Annotated in this window: 18 protein-coding genes; 8 read left to right on the top strand and 10 right to left on the bottom strand. The window is 63.1% G+C overall.

Annotated features, from left to right (window positions below; translation table 11 throughout):
• Window positions 1–34: 34 nt before the first annotated feature.
• The 3 genes from VWY60_RS18390 (at window position 35) to VWY60_RS18380 (ending at window position 3,430) form a co-directional block, all read left to right on the top strand.
• Window positions 35–1,246, top strand: a complete 1,212-nt coding sequence (locus VWY60_RS18390) for a multidrug effflux MFS transporter (protein WP_416541382.1) — start codon at window positions 35–37, stop codon at window positions 1,244–1,246.
• A 162-nt stretch (window positions 1,247–1,408) separates the two neighbouring features.
• Window positions 1,409–2,797 (top strand): helix-turn-helix domain-containing protein, encoded by a 1,389-nt coding sequence (locus tag VWY60_RS18385; RefSeq protein ID WP_340546039.1) that lies wholly within the window; start codon window positions 1,409–1,411, stop codon window positions 2,795–2,797.
• Window positions 2,798–2,932: 135 nt separating this feature from the next.
• Complete coding sequence (locus VWY60_RS18380) at window positions 2,933–3,430, top strand: hypothetical protein (protein WP_340546040.1); 498 nt, start codon at window positions 2,933–2,935, stop codon at window positions 3,428–3,430.
• Window positions 3,431–3,540: 110 nt separating this feature from the next.
• Here VWY60_RS18380 and VWY60_RS18375 read toward each other — a convergent pair whose 3' ends face one another.
• From VWY60_RS18375 to VWY60_RS18355, 5 genes are all read right to left on the bottom strand, one after another.
• Window positions 3,541–3,780 carry a YdcH family protein gene (locus tag VWY60_RS18375; RefSeq protein ID WP_416541381.1) on the bottom strand — a complete coding sequence of 80 codons (240 nt, stop codon included), beginning with the start codon at window positions 3,778–3,780 and terminating at the stop codon, window positions 3,541–3,543.
• 151 nt (window positions 3,781–3,931) lie between these two features.
• Window positions 3,932–5,587 carry a choline dehydrogenase gene (gene betA, locus VWY60_RS18370; protein ID WP_416541380.1) on the bottom strand — a complete coding sequence of 552 codons (1,656 nt, stop codon included), beginning with the start codon at window positions 5,585–5,587 and terminating at the stop codon, window positions 3,932–3,934.
• A gap of 199 nt (window positions 5,588–5,786) precedes the next feature.
• Window positions 5,787–7,244 carry a betaine-aldehyde dehydrogenase gene (gene betB / locus VWY60_RS18365; protein ID WP_416541379.1) on the bottom strand — a complete coding sequence of 486 codons (1,458 nt, stop codon included), beginning with the start codon at window positions 7,242–7,244 and terminating at the stop codon, window positions 5,787–5,789.
• 66 nt (window positions 7,245–7,310) lie between these two features.
• The gene (gene betC, locus VWY60_RS18360; protein ID WP_340546044.1) at window positions 7,311–8,819 is read right to left on the bottom strand and encodes a choline-sulfatase; all 1,509 of its coding nucleotides are present in this window, start codon (window positions 8,817–8,819) and stop codon (window positions 7,311–7,313) included.
• Window positions 8,820–9,001: 182 nt separating this feature from the next.
• A complete protein-coding gene (locus VWY60_RS18355) occupies window positions 9,002–10,210 on the bottom strand; it encodes a BCCT family transporter (RefSeq protein ID WP_416541378.1) in 1,209 nt (402 codons plus the stop codon).
• A gap of 159 nt (window positions 10,211–10,369) precedes the next feature.
• On the opposite strand from VWY60_RS18355, the gene betI reads away from it, so the two are divergent.
• Window positions 10,370–10,945: a choline-responsive transcriptional repressor BetI gene (gene betI / locus VWY60_RS18350; protein ID WP_340546046.1), complete on the top strand. Its 576-nt coding sequence runs from the start codon at window positions 10,370–10,372 to the stop codon at window positions 10,943–10,945.
• Window positions 10,946–11,000: 55 nt separating this feature from the next.
• Here the strand turns inward: betI and VWY60_RS18345 are convergent, their stop codons facing one another.
• The 3 genes from VWY60_RS18345 to VWY60_RS18335 form a co-directional block, all read right to left on the bottom strand.
• Window positions 11,001–12,071 (bottom strand): DUF1036 domain-containing protein, encoded by a 1,071-nt coding sequence (locus tag VWY60_RS18345; RefSeq protein ID WP_416535109.1) that lies wholly within the window; start codon window positions 12,069–12,071, stop codon window positions 11,001–11,003.
• 66 nt (window positions 12,072–12,137) lie between these two features.
• Window positions 12,138–13,106, bottom strand: a complete 969-nt coding sequence (locus VWY60_RS18340) for a DMT family transporter (RefSeq protein ID WP_416541377.1) — start codon at window positions 13,104–13,106, stop codon at window positions 12,138–12,140.
• A gap of 136 nt (window positions 13,107–13,242) precedes the next feature.
• Complete coding sequence (locus tag VWY60_RS18335; protein WP_416541376.1) at window positions 13,243–13,848, bottom strand: LysE/ArgO family amino acid transporter; 606 nt, start codon at window positions 13,846–13,848, stop codon at window positions 13,243–13,245.
• Between the two features lie 138 nt (window positions 13,849–13,986).
• Here VWY60_RS18335 and VWY60_RS18330 point away from each other — a divergent pair, with 138 nt between their 5' ends.
• Together VWY60_RS18330 and VWY60_RS18325 are read left to right on the top strand one after the other, a co-directional pair.
• Complete coding sequence (locus VWY60_RS18330; protein WP_416541375.1) at window positions 13,987–14,871, top strand: LysR family transcriptional regulator ArgP; 885 nt, start codon at window positions 13,987–13,989, stop codon at window positions 14,869–14,871.
• Window positions 14,872–14,981: 110 nt separating this feature from the next.
• Entirely contained in the window at window positions 14,982–15,812 is an 831-nt protein-coding gene (locus VWY60_RS18325) for a hypothetical protein (protein WP_416541374.1), read from the top strand.
• Window positions 15,813–15,821: 9 nt separating this feature from the next.
• Here VWY60_RS18325 and VWY60_RS18320 read toward each other — a convergent pair whose 3' ends face one another.
• A complete protein-coding gene (locus VWY60_RS18320) occupies window positions 15,822–16,292 on the bottom strand; it encodes a GNAT family N-acetyltransferase (protein ID WP_416539047.1) in 471 nt (156 codons plus the stop codon).
• 88 nt (window positions 16,293–16,380) lie between these two features.
• Complete coding sequence (locus VWY60_RS18315) at window positions 16,381–17,121, bottom strand: YebC/PmpR family DNA-binding transcriptional regulator (protein ID WP_340546053.1); 741 nt, start codon at window positions 17,119–17,121, stop codon at window positions 16,381–16,383.
• 180 nt (window positions 17,122–17,301) lie between these two features.
• Here VWY60_RS18315 and VWY60_RS18310 point away from each other — a divergent pair, with 180 nt between their 5' ends.
• Both VWY60_RS18310 and VWY60_RS18305 read left to right on the top strand, forming a co-directional pair.
• Window positions 17,302–19,077 (top strand): SLC13 family permease, encoded by a 1,776-nt coding sequence (locus VWY60_RS18310; protein WP_416541373.1) that lies wholly within the window; start codon window positions 17,302–17,304, stop codon window positions 19,075–19,077.
• Between the two features lie 123 nt (window positions 19,078–19,200).
• Complete coding sequence (locus VWY60_RS18305) at window positions 19,201–20,871, top strand: FAD-binding dehydrogenase (RefSeq protein WP_416541372.1); 1,671 nt, start codon at window positions 19,201–19,203, stop codon at window positions 20,869–20,871.
• The last annotated feature ends 28 nt before the right edge of the window (window positions 20,872–20,899 follow it).

Raw genomic sequence — 20,899 nt, 5'->3', positions numbered from 1 at the left:
GGACAATCGCCGCGGTGTGACCTAATTCGTTCACATGCGAACCATTCCGCGGCGATTTCTGGACCGTCGGTCCAACCCCAATATCGGCACGCTGATCCTGCTCTCTGGGCTGTCGGCGCTGGCGATGAATATCTTTCTGCCCTCCCTGCCCGGGATGGCCCGATATTTTGATGCCGATTACAGCCTGATGCAGCTGTCGGTCGCGCTGTACCTTGCCGTCAGCGCGGCGGTGCAGATTTTTGTCGGGCCGATTTCCGACAAGCTGGGGCGCCGCCCGGTCATCCTGTGGGGCGTGGCGCTGTTCTTGCTGGCGACGCTGGGCTGTCTTTATGCGCCGACGGCGGAGATCTTTCTGCTGTTTCGGATGTGTCAGGCGATTGTCGCCTCTGCGATGGTGCTGAGCCGTGCCGCCGTGCGCGACATCTACGACAATGATGCCGCCGCCAGCATGATCGGCTATGTCACCATGGGCATGGCGGTGGTGCCGATGATCGGCCCGGTGATCGGTGGCGCGCTGGAAGAGACCCTCGGCTGGAAAGCCAATTTCTGGCTGCTGATGGTGCTGGGGGCGGCAACATTCGTGATTGCCTATCTCGACCTTGGCGAAACCGCCCGCAAGAGCGGCAAGACCCTGATGGCGCAGTTCCGCGAATATCCCGAGCTGCTGCGGTCGCCGCGGTTCTGGGGCTATTCGCTGGCCTCGGGCCTGTCGTCGGGCGCGTTTTTTGCCTATCTGGGCGGCGCGCCTTTTGTCGGCACACAGGTCTATGGTCTGTCTGCTGCCGAGCTTGGGGTCTATTTTGCCTCGCCGGCCGTGGGGTATTTCATCGGCAATTTCCTGTCCGGGCGCTATTCGACCCGGATCGGGCTCAATCGGATGGTGCTCTGGGGCTGTCTGATCAACGGCATCGGCGTGGCGCTGTCGCTCACACTGGCGCTGGCGGGTGCCGACAGCGTCTATTCCTTCTTTGGCTTCATGACCTTTGTCGGGCTGGGCAACGGCATGGCGATCCCCAATGCCACCGCCGGTGCGATTTCGGTGCGGCCCCATCTCGCGGGCACTGCCTCAGGGCTTGCCGGTGCGATCATGATTGGCGTTGGCGCCGGGCTTAGCGCCTATGCGGGCTACCTGTTGGTGCCGGGATCGACGCCGGTGCCGCTGCTGACCATCATGCTGGCCACCGCCGTTCTGGGCTTTGTGTCGATCCAGGTGGTTATCCGCCGCGAGAAAAACCTCGGGATCTGAGCGGCATTTGCGCCGCCCTGCCCGGTTCGGGTGTTCGCATAACGCCCTCCCATCATCACCTTGCACTTTCCCCGCCAGCGCGTCCGATGGGCGTGCCGCTCTTGCACCGCATGATTTGCAATTCTACAGTTGCAATATCCAAGATTTGCAAAGGGGATACCCATGGCGCAACAGAAACTCTATGCCGGAGCCAAGCTGCGGGAAATGCGGCTGCGCCTGTCGCTGACGCAAAAGGAGTTCGCCGCCAAGCTGGGGGTCTCCCTGCCCTATCTCAACCAGATGGAAAACAACAACCGCCCGGTTTCCACGACCGTGGTTCTGGCGCTGGCGCAGGAATTCGGGCTGGATGTCACCGAGCTGTCCACCGGTGACAGCGAACGACTGGTCAGCGACATGCGAGAGGTGATGGCCGACCCGGTTTTTGCCGATGCGGCAGTACCAATGGCGGATCTGCGGCTGACGGCTTCCAACGCGCCGGCGCTGGCGCGCGCGCTGCTGACGCTGCATCGCGCCTACCGTCAGACCCATGAGCGGCTGGCCTCGCTGGATGAGGCGCTGGGGCGCGAGGATGCGCGCATTCAGGCTTCGCCCTGGGAAGAGGTGCGCGATTTCTTCCATTATTGTGACAACTACATTGATGCGGTGGATCGCGCGGCAGAGAATTTCAGCGGCAGGCTAGATGCCCGCAGCGCCGCCATCGCCGCATTGGATCAGGCCGGGATCAGCGTGGTTTTCGGCGATATCGACGGGCTGCGAAAGTTTGATCCGGCAGGCAAGGTGCTGCGGTTGTCCAACCGTGCCTCACCGCAGACGCAGCTGTTCCAGTTGCTGTTGCAGGTGGCGCTGCTGCATCAGAACGACCTGCTGGAGGCCACGCTGGACTTTGCCAAGTTTCACAGCGAGGCGGCCCGCTCGATCGCCAAGATCGGCCTCGCCAACTATTTCGCCGGGGCCGCGATGATGCCCTACCGGCAGTTTCTGGATGCCGCCGTGGACTGCCGCCACGATCTGGAGCTGCTCGCCACCCGCTTTGGCGCATCGATCGAGCAGGTGGCGCATCGCCTGTCCACATTGCAGCGCCCCGGCGCCAAGGGGGTGCCGTTCTTCTTTGTCCGGGTTGATCAGGCGGGCACCATCACCAAGCGGCACTCGGCCACGCGGCTGCAATTTGCGCGATTTGGCGGCGCCTGCCCTCTGTGGAATGTGCACCGCGCCTTTGAGACGCCGGGCCGGTTCCTGCGGCAGCTGGCGGAGACGCCGGACGGGGTGCGCTATATCTCATTGGCGCGGGATGTGTCGAAACCGGGCGGTTCCTTTGGCTCTCCTGTCCGGCGCTACGCGATTGCCCTGGGCTGCGAGGTGCGCCATGCCGACGCTCTGGTCTATGCCGATACGCTGGATGTGAGTCAGGACAGCGCCTATGAGCCGATTGGCATCTCCTGCCGGATCTGCGAACGACGCGATTGCCATCAGCGATCGGTGCCACCGCTGGAACGGCGGCTGAGCATCAACACCGACCAGCGCGGCGTGCTGCCTTATGAGGTGAGCTGAAAGGATGCGGAACACCCAGCCGCGGTGCCCAGCAGGACCTGAGCGCCCCGGCAGAAAAGTTTCTTGCAGAAACAGGGGCAAGCCTCCAAGCTCGGCAGCCAGATACGAGTGTCCCCCGGAAAAGAGAGTAACCACATGAAAATCCCAGCTATTGCCGCCAGTTTCTTGTTGATCGGTGCGGTCCATACCAACGCCGTCGGTGCCCAGACACTGGAGCAATGGGGGGCCTCTGATTACTGGGATGTTCTGATTGATCCCTCACTGGGCGACGGCTGCCTGATCCAGTCGGAATTCACCGATGGATCCGTTGTCCGCATCGGTTTTGACCGCACCGAAGGCACGGGCTATGTCACTGCCTTCAACATGGGCTGGGGGGACATCGAGGAAGGGGCCTCCTATCCGGTTCTCTTCTCGCTTGACGGTCAGGATTATGATGCCGATGCCACGGGCATCTATCTTGAGGATGTGCCCGGGGCGGATATCGCCTTTGACAACCCCGATTTCCTGTTCGACCTCGCGATCAAACAGACGATGACGCTCTACACGACCGAGGGCGAAGTCATGTCGATTGACCTCACCGGGAGTTACAAGGCGCTTGAAGCGGCAATCGAATGTCAGGAAGAAATGGGCTGAGCGATATCTCGGCCCCGGTCTTCGGCATGATATCGCAGGAATAATCGCGCGGGTGACAGGAAAAGAGGGGCACCGGCGGCGCCCCTCTTTGCTGTTGTTGGCTGGGTTTCTTACGCCTTTGACAACAAGCCCCAGATCTCATCCTTAAGGGCGGCGCGCTGTTTGCGCAGGTCGGCTTCGGCAGTTTCGGACATCGGCTCGACATTGGTTTCGGCGCGATGCACCGCGCGGTTCACCGCGTGATAGCTGTCCGCAAGCTTGGCAAAATGGGCGTCCGATTGCTTCAGCGCATGGATCTGCGACTGCTTGTCGGGGAATTCTTCGGCCAGTTCGTGGGGGGTATTGGACATCTGCTCGCTCCTTGATTTTTCAGCGTCAGACGGACCTTAGCCAGCCCTGCCCCTGCCCACTTTGACGCGGATCAAACCGGCAGCTTCGTCCGACCAAAAAACGCCCGCGCAACGGGGTGCAGCGGGCGTTTCAGGGCTATCCCCCGGCTGTTCAGCGCTGGGAGGTTTGCCAATTCGGGTTGAACCAGGCCTGCGCGTTTGACGACGGCAGGCGGCGGCCGAGGATGTGGTCGGAGGCTTTCTCGCCGGTCATGATCGAGGGGCCGTTGAGATTGCCATTGGTGATGCGCGGGAAAATCGAACTGTCGGCGACGCGCAGCCCCTCGACGCCGATGACGCGGCATTCGGGATCAACCACCGCCATCGGATCCTCCACCGCGCCCATCTTGCAGGTGCCGCAGGGGTGATAGGCGCTTTCGACATGTTCGCGGATAAAGCCGTTCAGCTCGTCATCCGATTGCAGCCCATCGCCGGGCTGGATTTCATATTTCACGAACGGCTTCATCGCATCCTGTGCAAATACCTCGCGGGTCAGGCGGATACATTTGCGGAAATCCTCCCAGTCCTTCTCGGTCGACATGTAGTTGAACAGGATTTTTGGCGCATCCTTGGGATTGCTGGAAGCCAGCGTGACCTCACCGCGCGAGTCCGAGCGCATCGGGCCGACATGGGCCTGAAAACCGTGGCCCTCGGCTGCGGCCTGACCATCATAGCGCACCGCGATGGGCAGGAAGTGGTACTGGATATCCGGATAATCGACGCCCTTGTCGGAGCGGATGAAGGCGGCGCTTTCGAACTGGTTGGAAGCGCCCAGACCGGTTTTGGTGAACAGCCACTGCGCCCCCACCATCGCCTTGCCAAGCAGGTTCCAGTATTTGAACAGGGTAATCGGCTGTTTGGAGGCGAACTGGAAATAGAATTCCAGATGGTCCTGCAGGTTCTGGCCCACGCCGGGACGGTCGACGACAACGTCGATGCCATGCTCGGCCAGATGTTTGGCCGGACCGATGCCCGAGAGCATCAGCAGTTTGGGCGAGTTCAGCGATGAAGCCGCAAGAATGACCTCGGCGTTGGCGCGGATCACCTCGATCTTGCCGCCCCGCTCGACCTCGACGCCGACGGCGCGCCCTTCTTCAATGACCACCTTGCGCGCAAAGGCGCGGATCAGATCGCAATTGTCACGCTTCAGCGCGGGCTTCAGATAGGCATTGGCGGCGGACCAGCGCTGACCCTTGTAGACGGTCATTTCCATCGGGCCGAAGCCTTCCTGCTGCTCGCCGTTGTAATCCTCGGTCACCGGATAGCCGGCCTGTTCGCCCGCCTTTACAAAAGCCGCGTGCAGCGGGTTGTCGCGGGGGCCGCGGGTCACATGCAGCGGGCCGTCGGTGCCGCGCCAGTCCGCATCGCCGCCATGGCCGCGATCGTCCCAGGTTTCCATACGTTTGAAATAGGGCAGCACGTCGGCATAGGACCAGCCTGTCGCCCCGGTCTCGGCCCAGTGGTTGTAATCGCCTGCGTGGCCGCGCACATAGACCATGCCGTTGATCGAGGAGGAACCGCCGATCACCTTGCCGCGCGGGCAGACCAGTTCGCGACCGCCCAGATGCGGTTCCGGCTGCGATTTGTAGCCCCAGTCGTACATCGACATATTCATCGGGTAGCTCAGCGCCCCCGGCATCTGGATGAACGGTCCGGCATCACTGCCGCCATGTTCGATCACCAGAACCGATTTTCCTGCCTCGGACAGGCGGTAAGCCATGGCACAGCCGGCAGAGCCGGCACCGACAATCACATAATCCGCGTTCATTGCGTCTCTCCATTGCGGATCCGGGTTGGGTCAAGGATGCCTGTGGCACCGCGCCATGGCGCGGCCTGTCCTTGAGGCACCCCGAATCTGCCTCATCATTGTTGTGGTCCGCCGAGGACGCGAAGCGCCCTCAGCATCCCCTTCCCTCTTGCCCTTTTGGGCAACGGGGCGGGTGGGTGGGCGTTGCCCAAAAGGGCAATCAGAACGCCGCTTCGACGTCGCCCATGCGGACGTAGACCGATTTCACCTGGCTGAAGTGCTTGATCGCCTCTTTCGAGTTCTCTCGCCCCACGCCGGAGGCTTTCACCCCGCCAAACGGCGCCTCGACCGGCGCGTCGTTGTAGGAGTTGATGAAGCAGCTGCCCGCCTCCAGCTGGCCGATCACCCGGTGGGCGCGGCTGAAGTCATTGGTGAAGACGCCAGCCGACAGGCCGAATTCGGTGTCATTGGCGCGCGCGATCACCTCTTCCTCGGTGTCGAAGTCGAGGACCGACATCACCGGGCCAAAGATCTCCTCGCGGGCGATGGTCATATCGTCGGTTACATCGGCAAAGACGGTCGGTTCGACAAAGAAACCATCCATGTCTGCGCGCTTGCCGCCGCAGATCAGGCGGGCGCCCTCTTCTTTGCCCTTCTCGATGTAGCCAAGCACGATGTTCATCTGGTTTTCGGTGACCATCGGGCCAAAGCTGGTGGCCTCATCCATCGGGTCGCCGAGGATTGCATTGCCGGTGCGTTCAGCGAGACGGGCCAGGAATTTTTCCTTGATGCCCTTCTGCACAAACACGCGGGTGCCGTTGGAGCAGACCTGACCGGAGGAATAGAAGTTGCCATTGATGGCGCCGCCGACGGCGTTTTCCACATCGGCGTCGTCAAAGATGATCAGCGGCGACTTGCCGCCCAACTCCATTGTGACATGCTTCATGCCCTCAGCCGCCGCCGCATAGACTTTCTTGCCGGTCGGCACCGAGCCGGTCAGCGAGACCTTGTCGACGCGCGGGTCGGTGACCAGCGCAGCCCCGACCTCGCCCATGCCCTGAATGACATTGTAGATACCGGCCGGAGCGCCCGCCTCATGCAGGATCTCAGCCACCTTGAGGGCGCAGAGCGGCGTGGTCTCGGAGGGTTTGAATACCATCGAGTTGCCGCAGGCCAGCGCAGGCGCGCCTTTCCAGCAGGCGATCTGGGTCGGGTAGTTCCACGCGCCGATGCCCACACACAGGCCCAGTGCCTCGCGGATGGTATAGACCCAGTCTTCGCCCATCGGGATGTGCTCGCCGGTGAGGGAGCCTGCAAGGCCGCCGAAATACTCCAGCGCATCGGCGCCGGAGGTGGCGTCGGCCACCAGCGTCTCCTGTAGCGGCTTGCCGGTGTCGTAGGTTTCCAGCACACTGAGTTCATGGTTGCGCTCGCGCATGATGTCGGCGGCCCGGCGCAGGATGCGGCCGCGCTCGGTGCCGGTCATCTTGGCCCATGCCTTTTGCGCGGCTTTGGCGGTGGAGAGCGCCTGTTCGACGATTGCGGGCGTGGCCGCGTAGACCGTGGCGATCTGCTCGCCGGTGGCGGCATAGATCACCGGGATCGGGGTGCCGCTGGTGTCTTCGACATATGCGCCATTGATGAAATGGCTGGCTTTGGGCTGTGCGGGGTGTGTCATGATTTTATGCCTCCGGCGGGGATATTTAGGGCCAGAAGAACTGGCGTACGAGTATGTGTGAGTGGTCTATTCGCCGCGAGGAAAGCGGTTGCCGTCCTCAACGTCGTTCAGATCCATATGGTTGCGCATGTAGCGTTCGGATGCTTTTTGCAGCGGCTGGTAGTCCCAGGGGAAATAGCCGCCCTGGCGCAGGGCTTCGTAGACGACCCAGCGGCGGGCCTGACTGGCGCGCACCTCTGCGTCGAAAGTCTCAAGGTTCCAGCGGGCCTCGGATTTGGCGCGCAGGGAGTTCAGCGTGCCGGCATGGGCCGGGTCCGCTGCCAGATTGGTCAGCTCGTGCGGGTCGGCCTCCAGATCAAACAGCTGGTCGGGATCGAGCGCGCAGCGGGTGTATTTCCATTTGCCATAGCGCAGGCAGACCAGCGGCGCATAAGAGGCCTCGGCTGCGTATTCCAGGGCGACGGGTGCGCTGCGCTCCTCCCCAAGGGCCAAAGGCAGCAGGTTCTGCCCATCCGTCCAGGGTTCGATCTCTGCCATATCCACACCGGCCAGCGCGCCCAGCGTTGGCGTCACATCGAGGGTGGAGACCGGGGTGTCGATCCGGCCCGCGGGCAGGTCCGGCGCGGAGATCATCAGCGGCACCCGCGCGGAGCCTTCGTAGAAGGTCATCTTGAACCACAATCCACGCTCGCCCAGCATGTCGCCGTGATCAGAGACAAAGAGGATGATCGCCTCTTGCCGTGTGGTTTCCAGCACCTCAAGGATCTCGCCGATCTTGTCATCAAGATAGGAGATATTGGCGAAATAAGCACGGCGGGAACGTTTGATGTCCTCTTGCGAGATATCAAAGCTGCGCCAGTCGTTGGCGTCGAAAATCCGTTTGGCGTGGTTGTCGTGGTCGGCGTAGGCCATTGCCGGGATTTCGGGCAGCAGGTGCTCGCAGTCCTCGTAAAGGTCCCAGTACTTGCGGCGCGCCACATAGGGGTCATGAGGATGGGTAAAGCTGACGGTCAGCGCCCAGGGGCGATCGTCCTTGCCACGGGCCAGATCGTAGAGCTTGGCCTTGGCGTGATGGGCGACCTCATCGTCATATTCCATCTGGTTGGAAATCTCGGCGATGCCTGCGCCGGTGACCGATCCCATATTGTGATACCACCAGTCGATCCGCTCTCCCGGTTTGCGGTAATCCGGCGTCCAGCCGAAATCGGCCGGATAGATGTCGGTGGTCAGCCGGTCCTCAAACCCGTGCAGCTGGTCGGGGCCGACAAAGTGCATCTTGCCGGAAAGGCAGGTGTAATAGCCCGCACGGCGCAGATGATGGGCGTAGGTGGGGATGTCGCTGCGAAATTCGGCGGCGTTGTCATAGACGCCGGTGCGCGAGGGCAGCTGGCCGGACATGAAAGACGCCCGCCCCGGCGCGCAGAGGGGCGAGGCGGTATAGGCATTGGCAAAACGGGTGGAGCGGGCGGCCAGTTTTTTCAGGTTCGGCGCATGCAGGAACTCGGCGGGACCATCGGGGAACAGCGTGCCGTTCAACTGGTCAACCATCACGATCAGGATGTTCGGGGCAGTCATATGTCGAAGCGCTCCTTATGGTCTGCGATGCGGCCTGTGGCCGGGTGATCTGGGGCGACAGATTGGAGAGAGCCAAGGCGCGAGGCCCATGGCGCAAAAGACCAAACCTGTCGGATATCTCGGTGCGGCGATGCCGCGAAAGGCCCCGGCCCTGCCATCTGGCGGGCCGGGGCGCCCGGTCTTTAGTGGGCTGTCTTGATACGATCGAAATCGAGGGTGTTTTCCTCAGGCGAGGCAGTGATGGCCGCAACTTCGCTGCGCTTCTTCATGAAGATGTAGATCAGGCAGGCGATGTAGATGCCGATCACCACGGTGCCGACCCACTGGATCTGCAGCCACTGGCTCTGGAAGGCCAGGGTCAGGGCAAAGAGCGCCACGGCGTTGCCAAGCACGTAAGGCAGCTTGCCCAGACGTTCGGCGCTGAGGTTCATGTTGTCGGTGTAAAGGCGGATCAGCGAGTCAAACGAGTTGATCACGAAGAGGATGCCAACAACCGTCATGGACCAGTTGATCAGACCAGCGGTGGGAATGGTGTTGAGGTGGTAGAAATACAGCACCGAGAACCAGACCGCGAGCGGGATCGACGGGAACACCAGCAGTGAGGCCAGCAGCTGCCATGTGGTCAGGCCACCGACAAAGCGCGAGGTGAACTGGCCGATCATGATCGACCATGCAAACCACCAGAACAGGTAGAATTCATGGTATTCGGTCAGCGGCAGGATGAATTTGTGGATATTGCCGAAGTAGCCGCCGATATTGCCGGCCGTGGTGACAAACTCACCCAGCCCCATACCTGCATAGGCCCACATGCCGAGGATCAGCGCGAAGAACAGGAAGGTGGAGGCCACCGACAGGATACGGACGTATTTGATATCGGTCGAGGAATAGGCCGCCGCCAGGATCACCAGGAAGCAGATCACATAGAAGGCCGGGATGACCGTCTCGCCGTCGCCGACTTCGGCGATGTAATATGGCATGTAGATCAGGAACAGCGCGCCGGTGAAGGCGCAGGTGGTGATGATCACCAGATTGTTCAGCAGCTTCACGATGCCGATTTCAAAGAACTTCACCCGCGGCTCGATGGCGCAGAAATAGAAGGCGGTCAGGAAGTAGAACGCCCAGATCAGGAAGCCCCAGAAGCCAAATTCGAGCGCCAGCGGATTGGTGAAGGCATAGGCGGGCTCTGTCGCCGTATCCGCGTAAAGCGGGAAGTCGAAGGCGAGTGGGAACATGATCAGCCCCACATCCAGACCCGAGGTGAAAAGAATAGCGATGAAGGTGAACAGCGGCACCGGGGTGACCCCGACGATGCGCATGTTCCACCATTTGATCACGCAGAAAATCACCAGCGCAAAGGCCAGCAAGATCCCGGCTGAGATGATTGTTGTCATACGTCCCTCCCTTGGATGGGCGTTGGTCGCCCTTTTGACGTGTGCGACAGACATAGCAGAAAACGGGAGGTCCCCAAATAGTTTTTAAATGACCATTCAAGATCCGGAATAGTCATAACAGGAGTTGAAACGCAGACCGAGCTGGCGCAAGACTTCTATATGGCTAGAAAAAGAATTCGCGACATCCGGAACGAAGAGCTGATCGAAGCAACCATCGTTGCGGTCCACCGCCGCGGCTATGGTGTTGTTACCATGGCGGAAATCGCGAAGGAAGCGGGGGCCTCGGCAGCCTCGATCAACTATTATTTCGGCTCCAAGGAAGGGCTGATGGAGGCCACGATGCGCCATCTGCTGAACAAGCTGCGCCTGGCGATGATTCGTGGATATGCCACGGCGCAGACGCCAAAAGAGCGGCTTTATGCGGTGATGGACGCCAATTTTGACGATGATTTGTTTCGTGTCGCGCCCTGTAGCCTGTGGATGCAGTTCTGGGCCAGCGCGCCTTATTCGAGTCGTCTGTCGCGGCTGCACAGAATCAACCGCAGCCGCGTGCGCAGCCATTTCCGGGCCGAGCTGAAATGCCTGTTGCCGCAGGACCGGGTCGAAACCGCCCGTCAGGCGCTGCAATGTTATATGGATGGTGTCTGGCTTCAGGCGGCCCAGTCCGAAACGCCGCTGGATCCCGAACAGGCGCGCCGGGCGGCACATCGGGTTGTGGATCTGGCGATCGGCTGACAGCCACTGAGCCGGGCCGTTGCCCGACGATCTGGCCCGTCGACCGGATGGCAGTTCAGTTCAGCGGCAGGTCCTGACGGCGATAGTGCAATCGGCTGTCACGCGGCATGTAGCCCAGCACCAGATCGGTCTCCGTGAGGGAGAGGATGCGGTAACAATGGGTCGGCCCGCCGTCCTCGGCCTGGGCGACGAGGAACGGGCCCGCACCCGCAGCATCTGCGCAGGCGGTCTGCACCGAAAGCAGTTCGGTCATGGTTTCGACCGAGCCGTAGAAATTGCGCCGCGCCGCCCCTTCGACCACAAAAAGATCGTAGGCATCCGACTGTGAGACCCACCTGCCCGCCAGCTGAGTAAGCAGGGTGTCATATCGGGTCTCGTCCCGCTCTGTCAGCGCGCTGATGCTGGCCTGGATGACGCGATCCCCGATCGCCAGACGATTGCCGGCCACCCGCACCGGAGCGCCTGCATCCAGCGTCAGCAGACGCTCGATGATGGCAGGCTCTGTCGCGCCGTCATTGATGACGCAGATCTGCCCCTCCTCCATCACCAGCTTGCAGATCACCCGCCCGTCGCTCTGCCGGACTTCGCAGCCCTGAAAGGTGACATCCCGATCAAACCCGCTGCCCGGCGGCGCGGTGGCACCTGACGCCGCGCTTTCAGGCGGGGCGTGACGCGGGCGGGAATGTTCGCTGAGCTGCGCCACATAGGCGATTTTGGCGCCGGGGGCATCGGTGGTGGTGGCGGGCGCCTGGGTGTCGATCTTGGCAAAAAATGCGCTGTCATAGCCACGTATGGCGCAATCATGGTCGCCATAGATGGTGAACTCATCCGGCGCGGTGCAGAAGGAAATCCGCTCATCCTGAAACTGCCAGTCCTGTGCCTCGCTTCGGAAGTAGTAGAAGCGGTTGCGCAGCGGGGCGTCGATCACCCGCTCGCAGGTGGCGGGTGGCAACTGCCACCAGCCACGGGAGATCCAGCGCCCGTCATCGCGGAACGCCAGGCTGAGCGACTGCGGCACTGCGGTGTCATTGCAGATCTCCAGCCCGACATGACCGGTGTCGGCCCAAGCCGATTGCACCAGCGCCGCCGGTGCAATCAGAAGAGCCAAGATCCATCGGACGCGCATGTCGTTCACCTCTATTCTCGAATTATTCCGGTGTCCCTATCAGTGCTCTGTGACGGTTTTGCGAAATCAGACCTTTGTGGCGAGGCTGGCAGGTGTCAGCGCCCGGCGTTTCAGCACCGCCTCCCGCCAGGTGATGAAGCTGACAGCCGCCAGGATCAGGCAGCCACCGGCGACAACCCAGATATCCACCGCCTCTTCGAAGACGAGGGCGCCGAGAAGTGTCGCCCAAAGCAATTGTAGAAAGGTTACCGGCTGGGTCACCGTCACCGGCGCTGACGCAAAGGCAAGCGTCATGGTGAAATGCCCCGCTGTCGCAAAACAGGCGACCGCAAAGAGGACAGCCAGCTCCCAGATGTTCGGGGTCACCCAGACCGCGGCGGCAAAGGGAGCCAGAAACACCGTGACCCAGATCGACAGCATCGCCACGACAACCACCGGGTTGGTGCCATCAACCGTTGTTTTGGCCAGAAGGTAGGACGCGCCAAAGGCCAGCGCGGTAAAGAGCATGGCAAGATGGCCTGCCTCTACCTCGCGAAATCCGGGGCGCAGGATGATCAGCGCGCCCAGCAGCGCCACAAGAATGGCGCCCACACGCCGCAGGGCCATCCGTTCGCCCAGAAAGAGGGCGGCACCGATGGAGACATACATCGGCGACAGGTAGTTCATCGCCGTGACCTCGGCCAATGGGATCTGCGTCATGGCAAAGAACCACAGGATCACCCCCAGCGTATGCACAAAGCCGCGCATGGCAAACAGCCCCCAGAGCCGGGCGGTGAGCCGCGACCGGCGCAGCGTCGCGACCATCGGCACCAGAAACACCAGCCCCATCAGGTAGCGCAGAAAGGCCGATTCCGCAGGCGGGATGCGATTGCCGAGGTATTTGACAAGGGCGGTCACCGCGACAAAACACAGCCCCGTCACCAGCATCCAGAACACCCCTTTTACCGGGTTGCCGACGGCGGGCGCCGGCGGCCTTACGGCGGCGGCGGCGGCGGCGCGGTCGGATGTGGGGTGGTCGTCGGATGGAGTGGTCATGGCGCGCATGAGAGCACCGGGGCGGTCGCAGAACAACCCTTCACATATGAAATATGTTCTTGTCCCAGGCGGCAAGACCGGGTTTGTGCGTGACGCGCACAGAGGCGCATCAGAACCTGTATGACACCCCGCACTGTCACATCATTAGCAGCTTGATGGCGATGGCCCACATGGTCAGCCCCACCAGCACGTCCAGCAGCTGCCAGGCTCGGGGTCGGGCAAAGACCGGTGCCAGCAGGCTGGCCCCGTAGCCAAGCGTAAAGAAGAAGGCAAAGCTCGACAGCGCCGCACCAAGGCCAAAGACCAGCGGCTGCGGATATTGCGCCGAGATCGAGCCAAGCAGCACCACGGTATCGAGATACACATGCGGGTTGAGCCAGGTCAGCGCCAGCACCGTGGCCAGCATCGGCCAGAGTGTCACCGGCGCGCCCTGCCCGTCTGCGCTGTCCAGATGCGCGCCGCCGCGCCATGCCGACCTGAGGCTGCGCGCGCCATACCACAGCAGGAAGGCCGCGCCGCCAAGCCGCATCGCCAGCTCGAACCACGGCAGTGCCAGCGCCAGCGAGCCGAAGCCCAGCACACCTGCGGTAATCAGCAGCGCATCGGAGCTGGCGCAGGTGAGGCAGATCCAGAACACATGCTGGCGTCTGAGCCCCTGCCGCAGCACAAAGGCATTCTGCGCGCCAATGGCCATGATCAGGCTCAGGCCGAGAAAGAAACCGGCAATCAGGCTGGAAGGCATGGGATCTGTCCTTTGTTATCTTGGTGCAGGCGGCCTGGTCCAACAGGTGACCTGGTGGTGGTCGTGGCCTGTGCTTTGACTAAGGCGCTGAGCGGGTGTAAGCAAATTAATCTGACTTACCCAAATTAAGATCTGCTAATGCAATTCGATCCCAATCAGCTCGCCGCGCTATCGGCTGTCTTGCGGCTCGGCTCGTTTGAGGCGGCCGCGCAGGCCTTGCGGGTGACGCCGTCGGCGATCTCGCAGCGGATCCGGGCGCTGGAGGATCGCATTGGCAGCAGCCTGGTGCAACGCGGCAGCCCCTGTCTGGGCACCGAGGCCGGTCTGCGGATCGCCAAACATGCCGAGGATGTCGCCCTGCTGGAGGCGGCAGTGTCCGACGATCTGCGGCTGGAGCGCGCGCCCGGTGCCTCGCGGCTGCGGGTGGCGATCAATGCCGACAGTCTGGCGACCTGGTTCGTTCCGGTGATGGCGGCCTGCGAGGGGCTGCTGTTTGATCTGGTGATCGACGATCAGGACCACAGCGCCGACTGGCTGCGCCGGGGCGAGGTTTCGGCAGCGGTGACGGCCCGCGCCAAGCCGGTGACCGGCTGCGATGCCCACCCGCTGGGGGCGCTGCGCTATATCGCGACCACCTCGCCTGCGTTCCGCGACCGCTGGTTTGCCAGCGGCGTGACCCCGGAGACGGCGCGTCGTGCGCCCTGTCTGATCTTCAACGCCAAGGATCAGCTTCAGGCGCGCTGGCTTGGCGCGCATGTGGGACCGGGGATTGCGCCGCCTGCGCATTTCCTGCCGTCGAGCCAGGGATTCGTCGATGCGGCGCTGGCGGGCGTCGGCTGGGGGATGAACCCCGAGCAGCTGGCTGCGCCCTATCTGACGGCCGAGCAGCTGTGCCCGCTGATCCCAGACACCCCGCTGGATGTACCGCTGACCTGGCAGGTGAGCCGGGTTCTGGCCCCGGCCCTTGCCGATGTGACCCGTGCCGTGCTCAAATCAGCCCGTCGGCATCTGACGCCGATCTAACCACCGGGGGCACGAATACAGTGCCAGAGGACCACAAAGGCAACAGAACGGACGGCAGGTTATCCAGCCTGAAGACAGATCCCGCCCGCAGCTCGCCGGAGCGGCTGCATATGCTGACGCTGGGCCGCAGTTTCCTGTGGCAGCTGGTGTTGCCACGGCTGCTGGTGCTGCTGACATGGGCGCTGCTGAACACGGTTGTCGTGCTGCCGCTTCGGCTGCTTTATGCGCTGGTGCTGATTGATGGGCTGTTGCTGCTGTGGCAGGCGCGCAGTTTCCTGCGCAGCGCCGATGCCCATATTCGCGACACCGGTCATCTGGCGCCGGTCTGGGGCGGCTATCTGGCCATTCTCTTCGCCGGTTTTGCCACGGTGACCCTGTGGTGGGACGCAGTGCTGATCGCAACCACCCCGGAGGAGCCGGATTATGCCGAAACCGAACGGCTGGCGCGCGAGGCGCTATATGATCTGTCGATCACCCCGGATGGGCGTCGGCTGGTCTTTGCCGGGGAAATCCCGCATGGGCTGACGCGCCGGGTGGCGGCGATGATGGCCGAGGCCCCGGCCCTGCGCGAGGTGGCGCTGAGCGGTCCGGGCGGGCTGATCTATGAGGCGCGAGGTGTGGCCCGGCTGATCCGGGAGCGCGCATTGGACACGGTGGCCGAGGGTGCCTGCGCCTCGGCCTGCACCTTGGTCTTTGCCGCCGGAGAGCAGCGCAGGCTCGCCAAGGGAGGCAGCCTTGGGTTCCATTCTTATGCGCTGGCCTTTCCCGGCGGGTTGCCGCAGGTCGATCTGAACCGCGAACAGGCCCGCGACCGCGATTTTCTGATTGCACAGGGGGTCAGCGCCGATTTTGCCGAGCGGCTGTTTGCCACCGACCATCGCCAGCTCTGGACACCGGATGCGGACGAGCTGCGGCGCGCAGGTGTGCTGACCCGGCCCTAAGGCGCGGGTTTATTGCAGCGATTTGGTCATTCGGTAGTTGTGCAGCATCACGCCGCGCCGTTCGAAATCGCGCCGCCCCTCATCGCTGAAGCCCTGCCGGGTGAAGAAGCGCTTTGCGGCCTCGCTGGCCTCGACATAGAGGATCTTCAGCCCCAGATCGCGCGCCCGGATCTCCAGCTGACGATAGAGCGCCACGCCGACGCCTGTGCCCGCCACATCCGGGTGGCAGTAGAAACAATCAATATGGCCGTCCTGCTCCAGCTCGATAAAGCCCTGCGGCTGATCGCGGCCGTCAACCGCAACGAAGATGACCCGCCCGTCCAGAGCGCGGCTTTGCCAGACCGTGGCGGGGGCGGCTTCCGGGCTCCATGCGGCGCATTGAGCGGCGGTGTAGTCCTGCCGCGCAACACCATGCACGGCGGCATGAAAGATCTGCGCCACTGCGGCGGCATCTTCGGCGCGGAACTCTCTGATCTGCATCGGGCGGCCTTTCTACAGCATTCCCAAGGGGTTCAAAGAAAAAGGCCCGCCGGGCTGGCGGGCCTTGAAAATCGCATCGGACGCTGGCTCAGAGCTGCGCCATCACCTCGTCGGAGGCTTCAAAATTGGTGGTGACCCGCTGCACGTCGTCGTCATCTTCCAGCGCATCCACCAGCTTCATCAGCTTCTGCATGCCTTCGAGATCCAGCTCGGTTGTGGTGGTGGGTTTCCAGACCAGCTTGGTCGATTCAGATTCGCCCAGTTCAGCCTCAAGCGCGGTGGAGACCTCGTTGAGGTCGGTGTCGGCGCAGTAGATCAGATGCCCGTCCTCGGCGCTTTCGACATCCTCGGCACCGGCTTCGATGGCGGCCATCATGACGGTATCGGCATCGCCGACAGCGGCGGGATATGTCACCTCGCCCTTGCGTTCGAACATGAACCCCACGGAACCGGTTTCGCCGAGGTTGCCACCGTTCTTGGAGAAGGTGGAGCGCACGTTGGAAGCGGTGCGGTTCTTGTTGTCGGTCATGGTTTCGACGATCACGGCGACACCGTTGGGGCCATAGCCCTCATAGCGGATTTCGTCGTAGTTCTCGGCGTCGCCGCCGGTGGCTTTCTTGATCGCGCGGTCAATCACATCCTTGGGGACGGACTGGCTCTTGGCTTCTTTGACGGCCAGACGCAGACGCGGGTTCTTGTCCGGGTCGGGGTCGCCCATCTTTGCGGCGACGGTGATTTCCTTGGAGAGTTTCGAGAACAGTTTCGACCGCGCGGCGTCCTGACGGCCCTTGCGGTGCTGGATGTTCGCCCATTTGGAATGGCCTGCCATGGTGCATCCTTGCTAATTCAATTTCGGATCTGGCGCCCATATAGCCCCGACACCGGGGGGCTTTCAAGCGCCCCATATCCGGCCCGGCGCACCATGCGGGCGGTGACAGCCGTGAGCCGCACTGCATCCGGCGTGCAGGGAGGCGCTTGTCCCGCAGCGCGCAACCGCTAGAGTGGCGCCATGACATTTGACCAGATTGTGTTGTTCGCCCTCTTCGCTGCTGTCTTTGGCCTGCTGCTGTGGGGCAAGTATCGCTATGATATCGTGGCTTTTTCCGCATTGATGGTGGCGGTCCTGCTGGGGGTGGTGCCTGCCAATGACGCCTTTGCTGGATTTGGCCATCCGGCAACATTGGTGGTGGCACTGGTGCTGGTGGTTTCGGCCGGGCTGGTGCGCTCGGGTGCGGTGTTTCTGATCACCCGCACGCTGGTCGACAGCAGCCGCAATCTGGGCGCACATATCGCGCTGATGGGCGGTATTGGCGCGGTGCTGTCGGCCTTTATGAACAATGTGGCGGCGCTGGCGCTGCTGATGCCGGTGGACATCCAGACCGCGCGCAAGGCCGGGCGGGCGCCGGGGCTGAGCCTGATGCCGCTGTCCTTTGCCACCATTCTGGGCGGTATGGTGACGCTCATCGGGACGCCCCCCAATATCATTATCGCGTCGATCCGGGCCGAAACTCTGGGCGAACCCTTCGGAATGTTCGACTTTGCCCCGGTGGGCGGCATCGCGGCGCTGGCGGGGCTGCTGTTTGTGGCGCTGATCGGCTGGCGGCTGATCCCGCTGCGCCAGAATGCGGCCGGCGACTCGGAGGCACAGCTGTCGCAGTATATCGCCGAGCTGACGGTGCCCGAAGGATCGGGCCTGATCGGTCAGCGTCTGGGCGAGCTGGACGCGGAAGCCGACAAGGCCGATGTGGCGATCCTCGGGTTGATCCGCGACGGCAAGCGGCTCTATGGGCGCGCGGCGGGTCAGCTGCTGCGGGCCGGTGATGCGCTGGTGCTGGAGGCCACGCCCGAGGCGCTGGATGAATTCCGCACCGCCGCCTCGCTCGATTTTGCCGATGCCGCCCGGCAGGAGAAGCTGGGCGCCGCGGGTGATGGGCTGGAGCTGGTCGAGGTGGTGGTGCCGGAAACCGCCCGTATCAAGGGGCGCAGCGCGCAGGCGTTGGGTCTGGCCTGGCGGCAGAACACCGTGCTGATGGGGCTGGCGCGGCAGGGCCGCCGCCTGACCCGGCATATCCGGCAGGAACAGATCGAGGCGGGGGATATCCTGCTGCTGCTCTGCCCGCGCGATCGCGGCGCCGATGTCACCGAATGGCTGGGCTGCCTGCCGCTGGCGGAACGCGGCCTGTCGGTCACGGCCAATGACAAGACCTGGCTTGCCATCGCGCTGTTTGCAGGCGCGGTGCTGGCGGCCTCGCTGGGTATCATCTACCTGCCGATTGCGCTGGGGCTGGTGGTGGTGGCCTATGTGCTGACCAAGATCCTGCCGCTGGCGGAATTATACGACCATATCGAATGGCCGGTGGTGGTTCTGCTCGGCTCGATGATCCCCTTGGGGGCGGCGCTGGACAGTGCCGGCGGCACTGCGCTGATCGCCGAGAGCCTGCTGACGCTGACCGCAGGCATGCCCGCCTGGGCCATTCTGACCGTGCTGATGGTGGTCACCATGACGCTGTCGGATGTGTTGAACAACACCGCTACGGCCATTGTCGCGGCCCCGGTCGGGATCCAGATGGCCAATGGTCTGGGCGTGTCGCCGGATCCGTTCCTGATGGCGGTGGCGGTGGCGGCCTCGGCGGCGTTCCTGACCCCCATCGGGCATAAGAACAACACGCTGGTGCTGGGTCCGGGCGGCTATCACTTTGGCGATTACTGGCGCATTGGCCTGCCGCTGGAGGTGCTGATCATCGCGGTCTCCATCCCCGCAATCCTGCTGTTCTGGCCCCTGTGATCGGCGCTGTGATCGGCGCTGTGGCGCTGCTGTGACCCAACGGCAGGGACCGCAGGGTTTGCGCCGCGCCCCTCTGCACGCTTAGGCTGATCCCACAACCGGGACCAACAGCAGAGGCACGCCATGGGACAGCCGACGGACAACAGCGCAGATGTGATCATCGTCGGGGCCGGGCTGGCCGGACTGGTGGCGGCAGCCGAACTGGGCGACCGGGGCAAGCGGGTGATCCTGCTGGATCAGGAGCCTGCACATTTCCTGGGCGGTCAGGCGCATTGGAGCCTGGGCGGGCTGTTCATGATCGACACGCCCGAGCAGCGCCGCATGGGCATTCGCGACTGTCCCGATCTGGCGCGGCGCGACTGGTTCGGCAGCGCCCAGTTTGACCGCCCCGAAGACCATTGGCCGCAACGCTGGGCGCGCGCTTATCTGGACTTTGCCAGCGGCGAGATGCGGGCCTGGCTGCATGGTCTGGGAATGCGCTGGTTTCCGGTGGTCGGCTGGGCCGAACGGGGCGGTGGCGACGCCGAGGGGCATGGCAATTCGGTGCCGCGCTTTCACCTGACCTGGGGCACCGGACCGGGGGTGGTCGCCCCCTTTGCCGCGCGGGTCGAAGCCCATATCGAGGCTGGTCTGATCCAGCCGCGCTTTCGCCATCAGGTGAGCCATATCATCACTCAGGGCGGCACTGTCAAAGGTGTCTCCGGCGAGGTCTTGGCGGCAGATGACGCGCCGCAGGGGGCCCGCACCAACCGTCAGGAAATCGGCGAATTCGAGGTCTATGCTCCCTCGATGCTGGTCGCCTCGGGCGGGATTGGCGGCAATCTGGATGCGGTGCGCCAGAACTGGCCGGTGGAGCGGCTGGGACCTGCACCGCGCCGCATGGTGGCAGGCGTGCCCTTTCACGTCGATGGGCGGATGATCCCGATTGCGCAGGCGGCGGGCGGCCATGTCATCAATGCCGACCGGATGTGGCATTACACCGAAGGGCTGCGCAACTGGGATCCGATCTGGCCCAACCACGGCATCCGCATTCTGCCCGGGCCATCGTCGATGTGGTTTGACGCCAGAGGCGACCGGCTGCCTGCGCCTTATCTGCCGGGGTTCGACACGCTGGGGACGCTGCGCGAGATCCTGAAGACGGGCCATGATTACAGCTGGTTCATCCTGAGCCAGAAGATCATCCAGAAGGAATTCGCCCTGTCGGGGTCCGAACAGAACCCCGATCTCACCTCCGGCAAATGGGGCGAGGTGCTGCGCGCCCGGCTGTTGTCGCGGGGCATGGCCCCTGCCCCGGTTGAGGCCTTCAAGAAACATGGTGCGGATTTTGTGGTGGCCGACACGCTGAGCGAGCTGGTGGCGGGCATGAACGAGATCGGCGATGTCGCACTGGAGGAAACCCACCTGCGGCGTCAGATCGAAGCGCGCGATGCCCAGGCCGACAATCCCTTTGCCAAGGATGCGCAGATCATCGCCATCAATGCCGCGCGCAACTACCGGGGCGACCGGCTGATCCGCACCGTCAAGCCGCATCGGATTTTGGACCGCGCCAATGGGCCGCTGATCGCGGTGCGGCTGAATATCCTGACCCGCAAGTCACTGGGCGGTTTGCAGACCGATCTTGACGGGCAGCTGATTGGCGCCGATGGCACGCCGGTGCAGGGACTGTTTGCCGCCGGAGAGGTCGCAGGCTTTGGCGGTGGCGGCTATCACGGCTACAACGCGCTGGAGGGCAGCTTTCTGGGCGGCTGCCTGTTTACCGGTCGTCAGGCAGGCCGGTCCCGCGCCATCGCATGAGCGGCCAAAACCTGCGGTAACTCATGGT

The sequence above is a fragment of the Phaeobacter sp. JH20_26 genome (genome assembly GCF_048056275.1).
Classification (GTDB): Bacteria; Pseudomonadota; Alphaproteobacteria; order Rhodobacterales; family Rhodobacteraceae; genus Phaeobacter; species Phaeobacter bryozoorum.
This window is presented reverse-complemented; position numbering and strand designations above follow the sequence as displayed.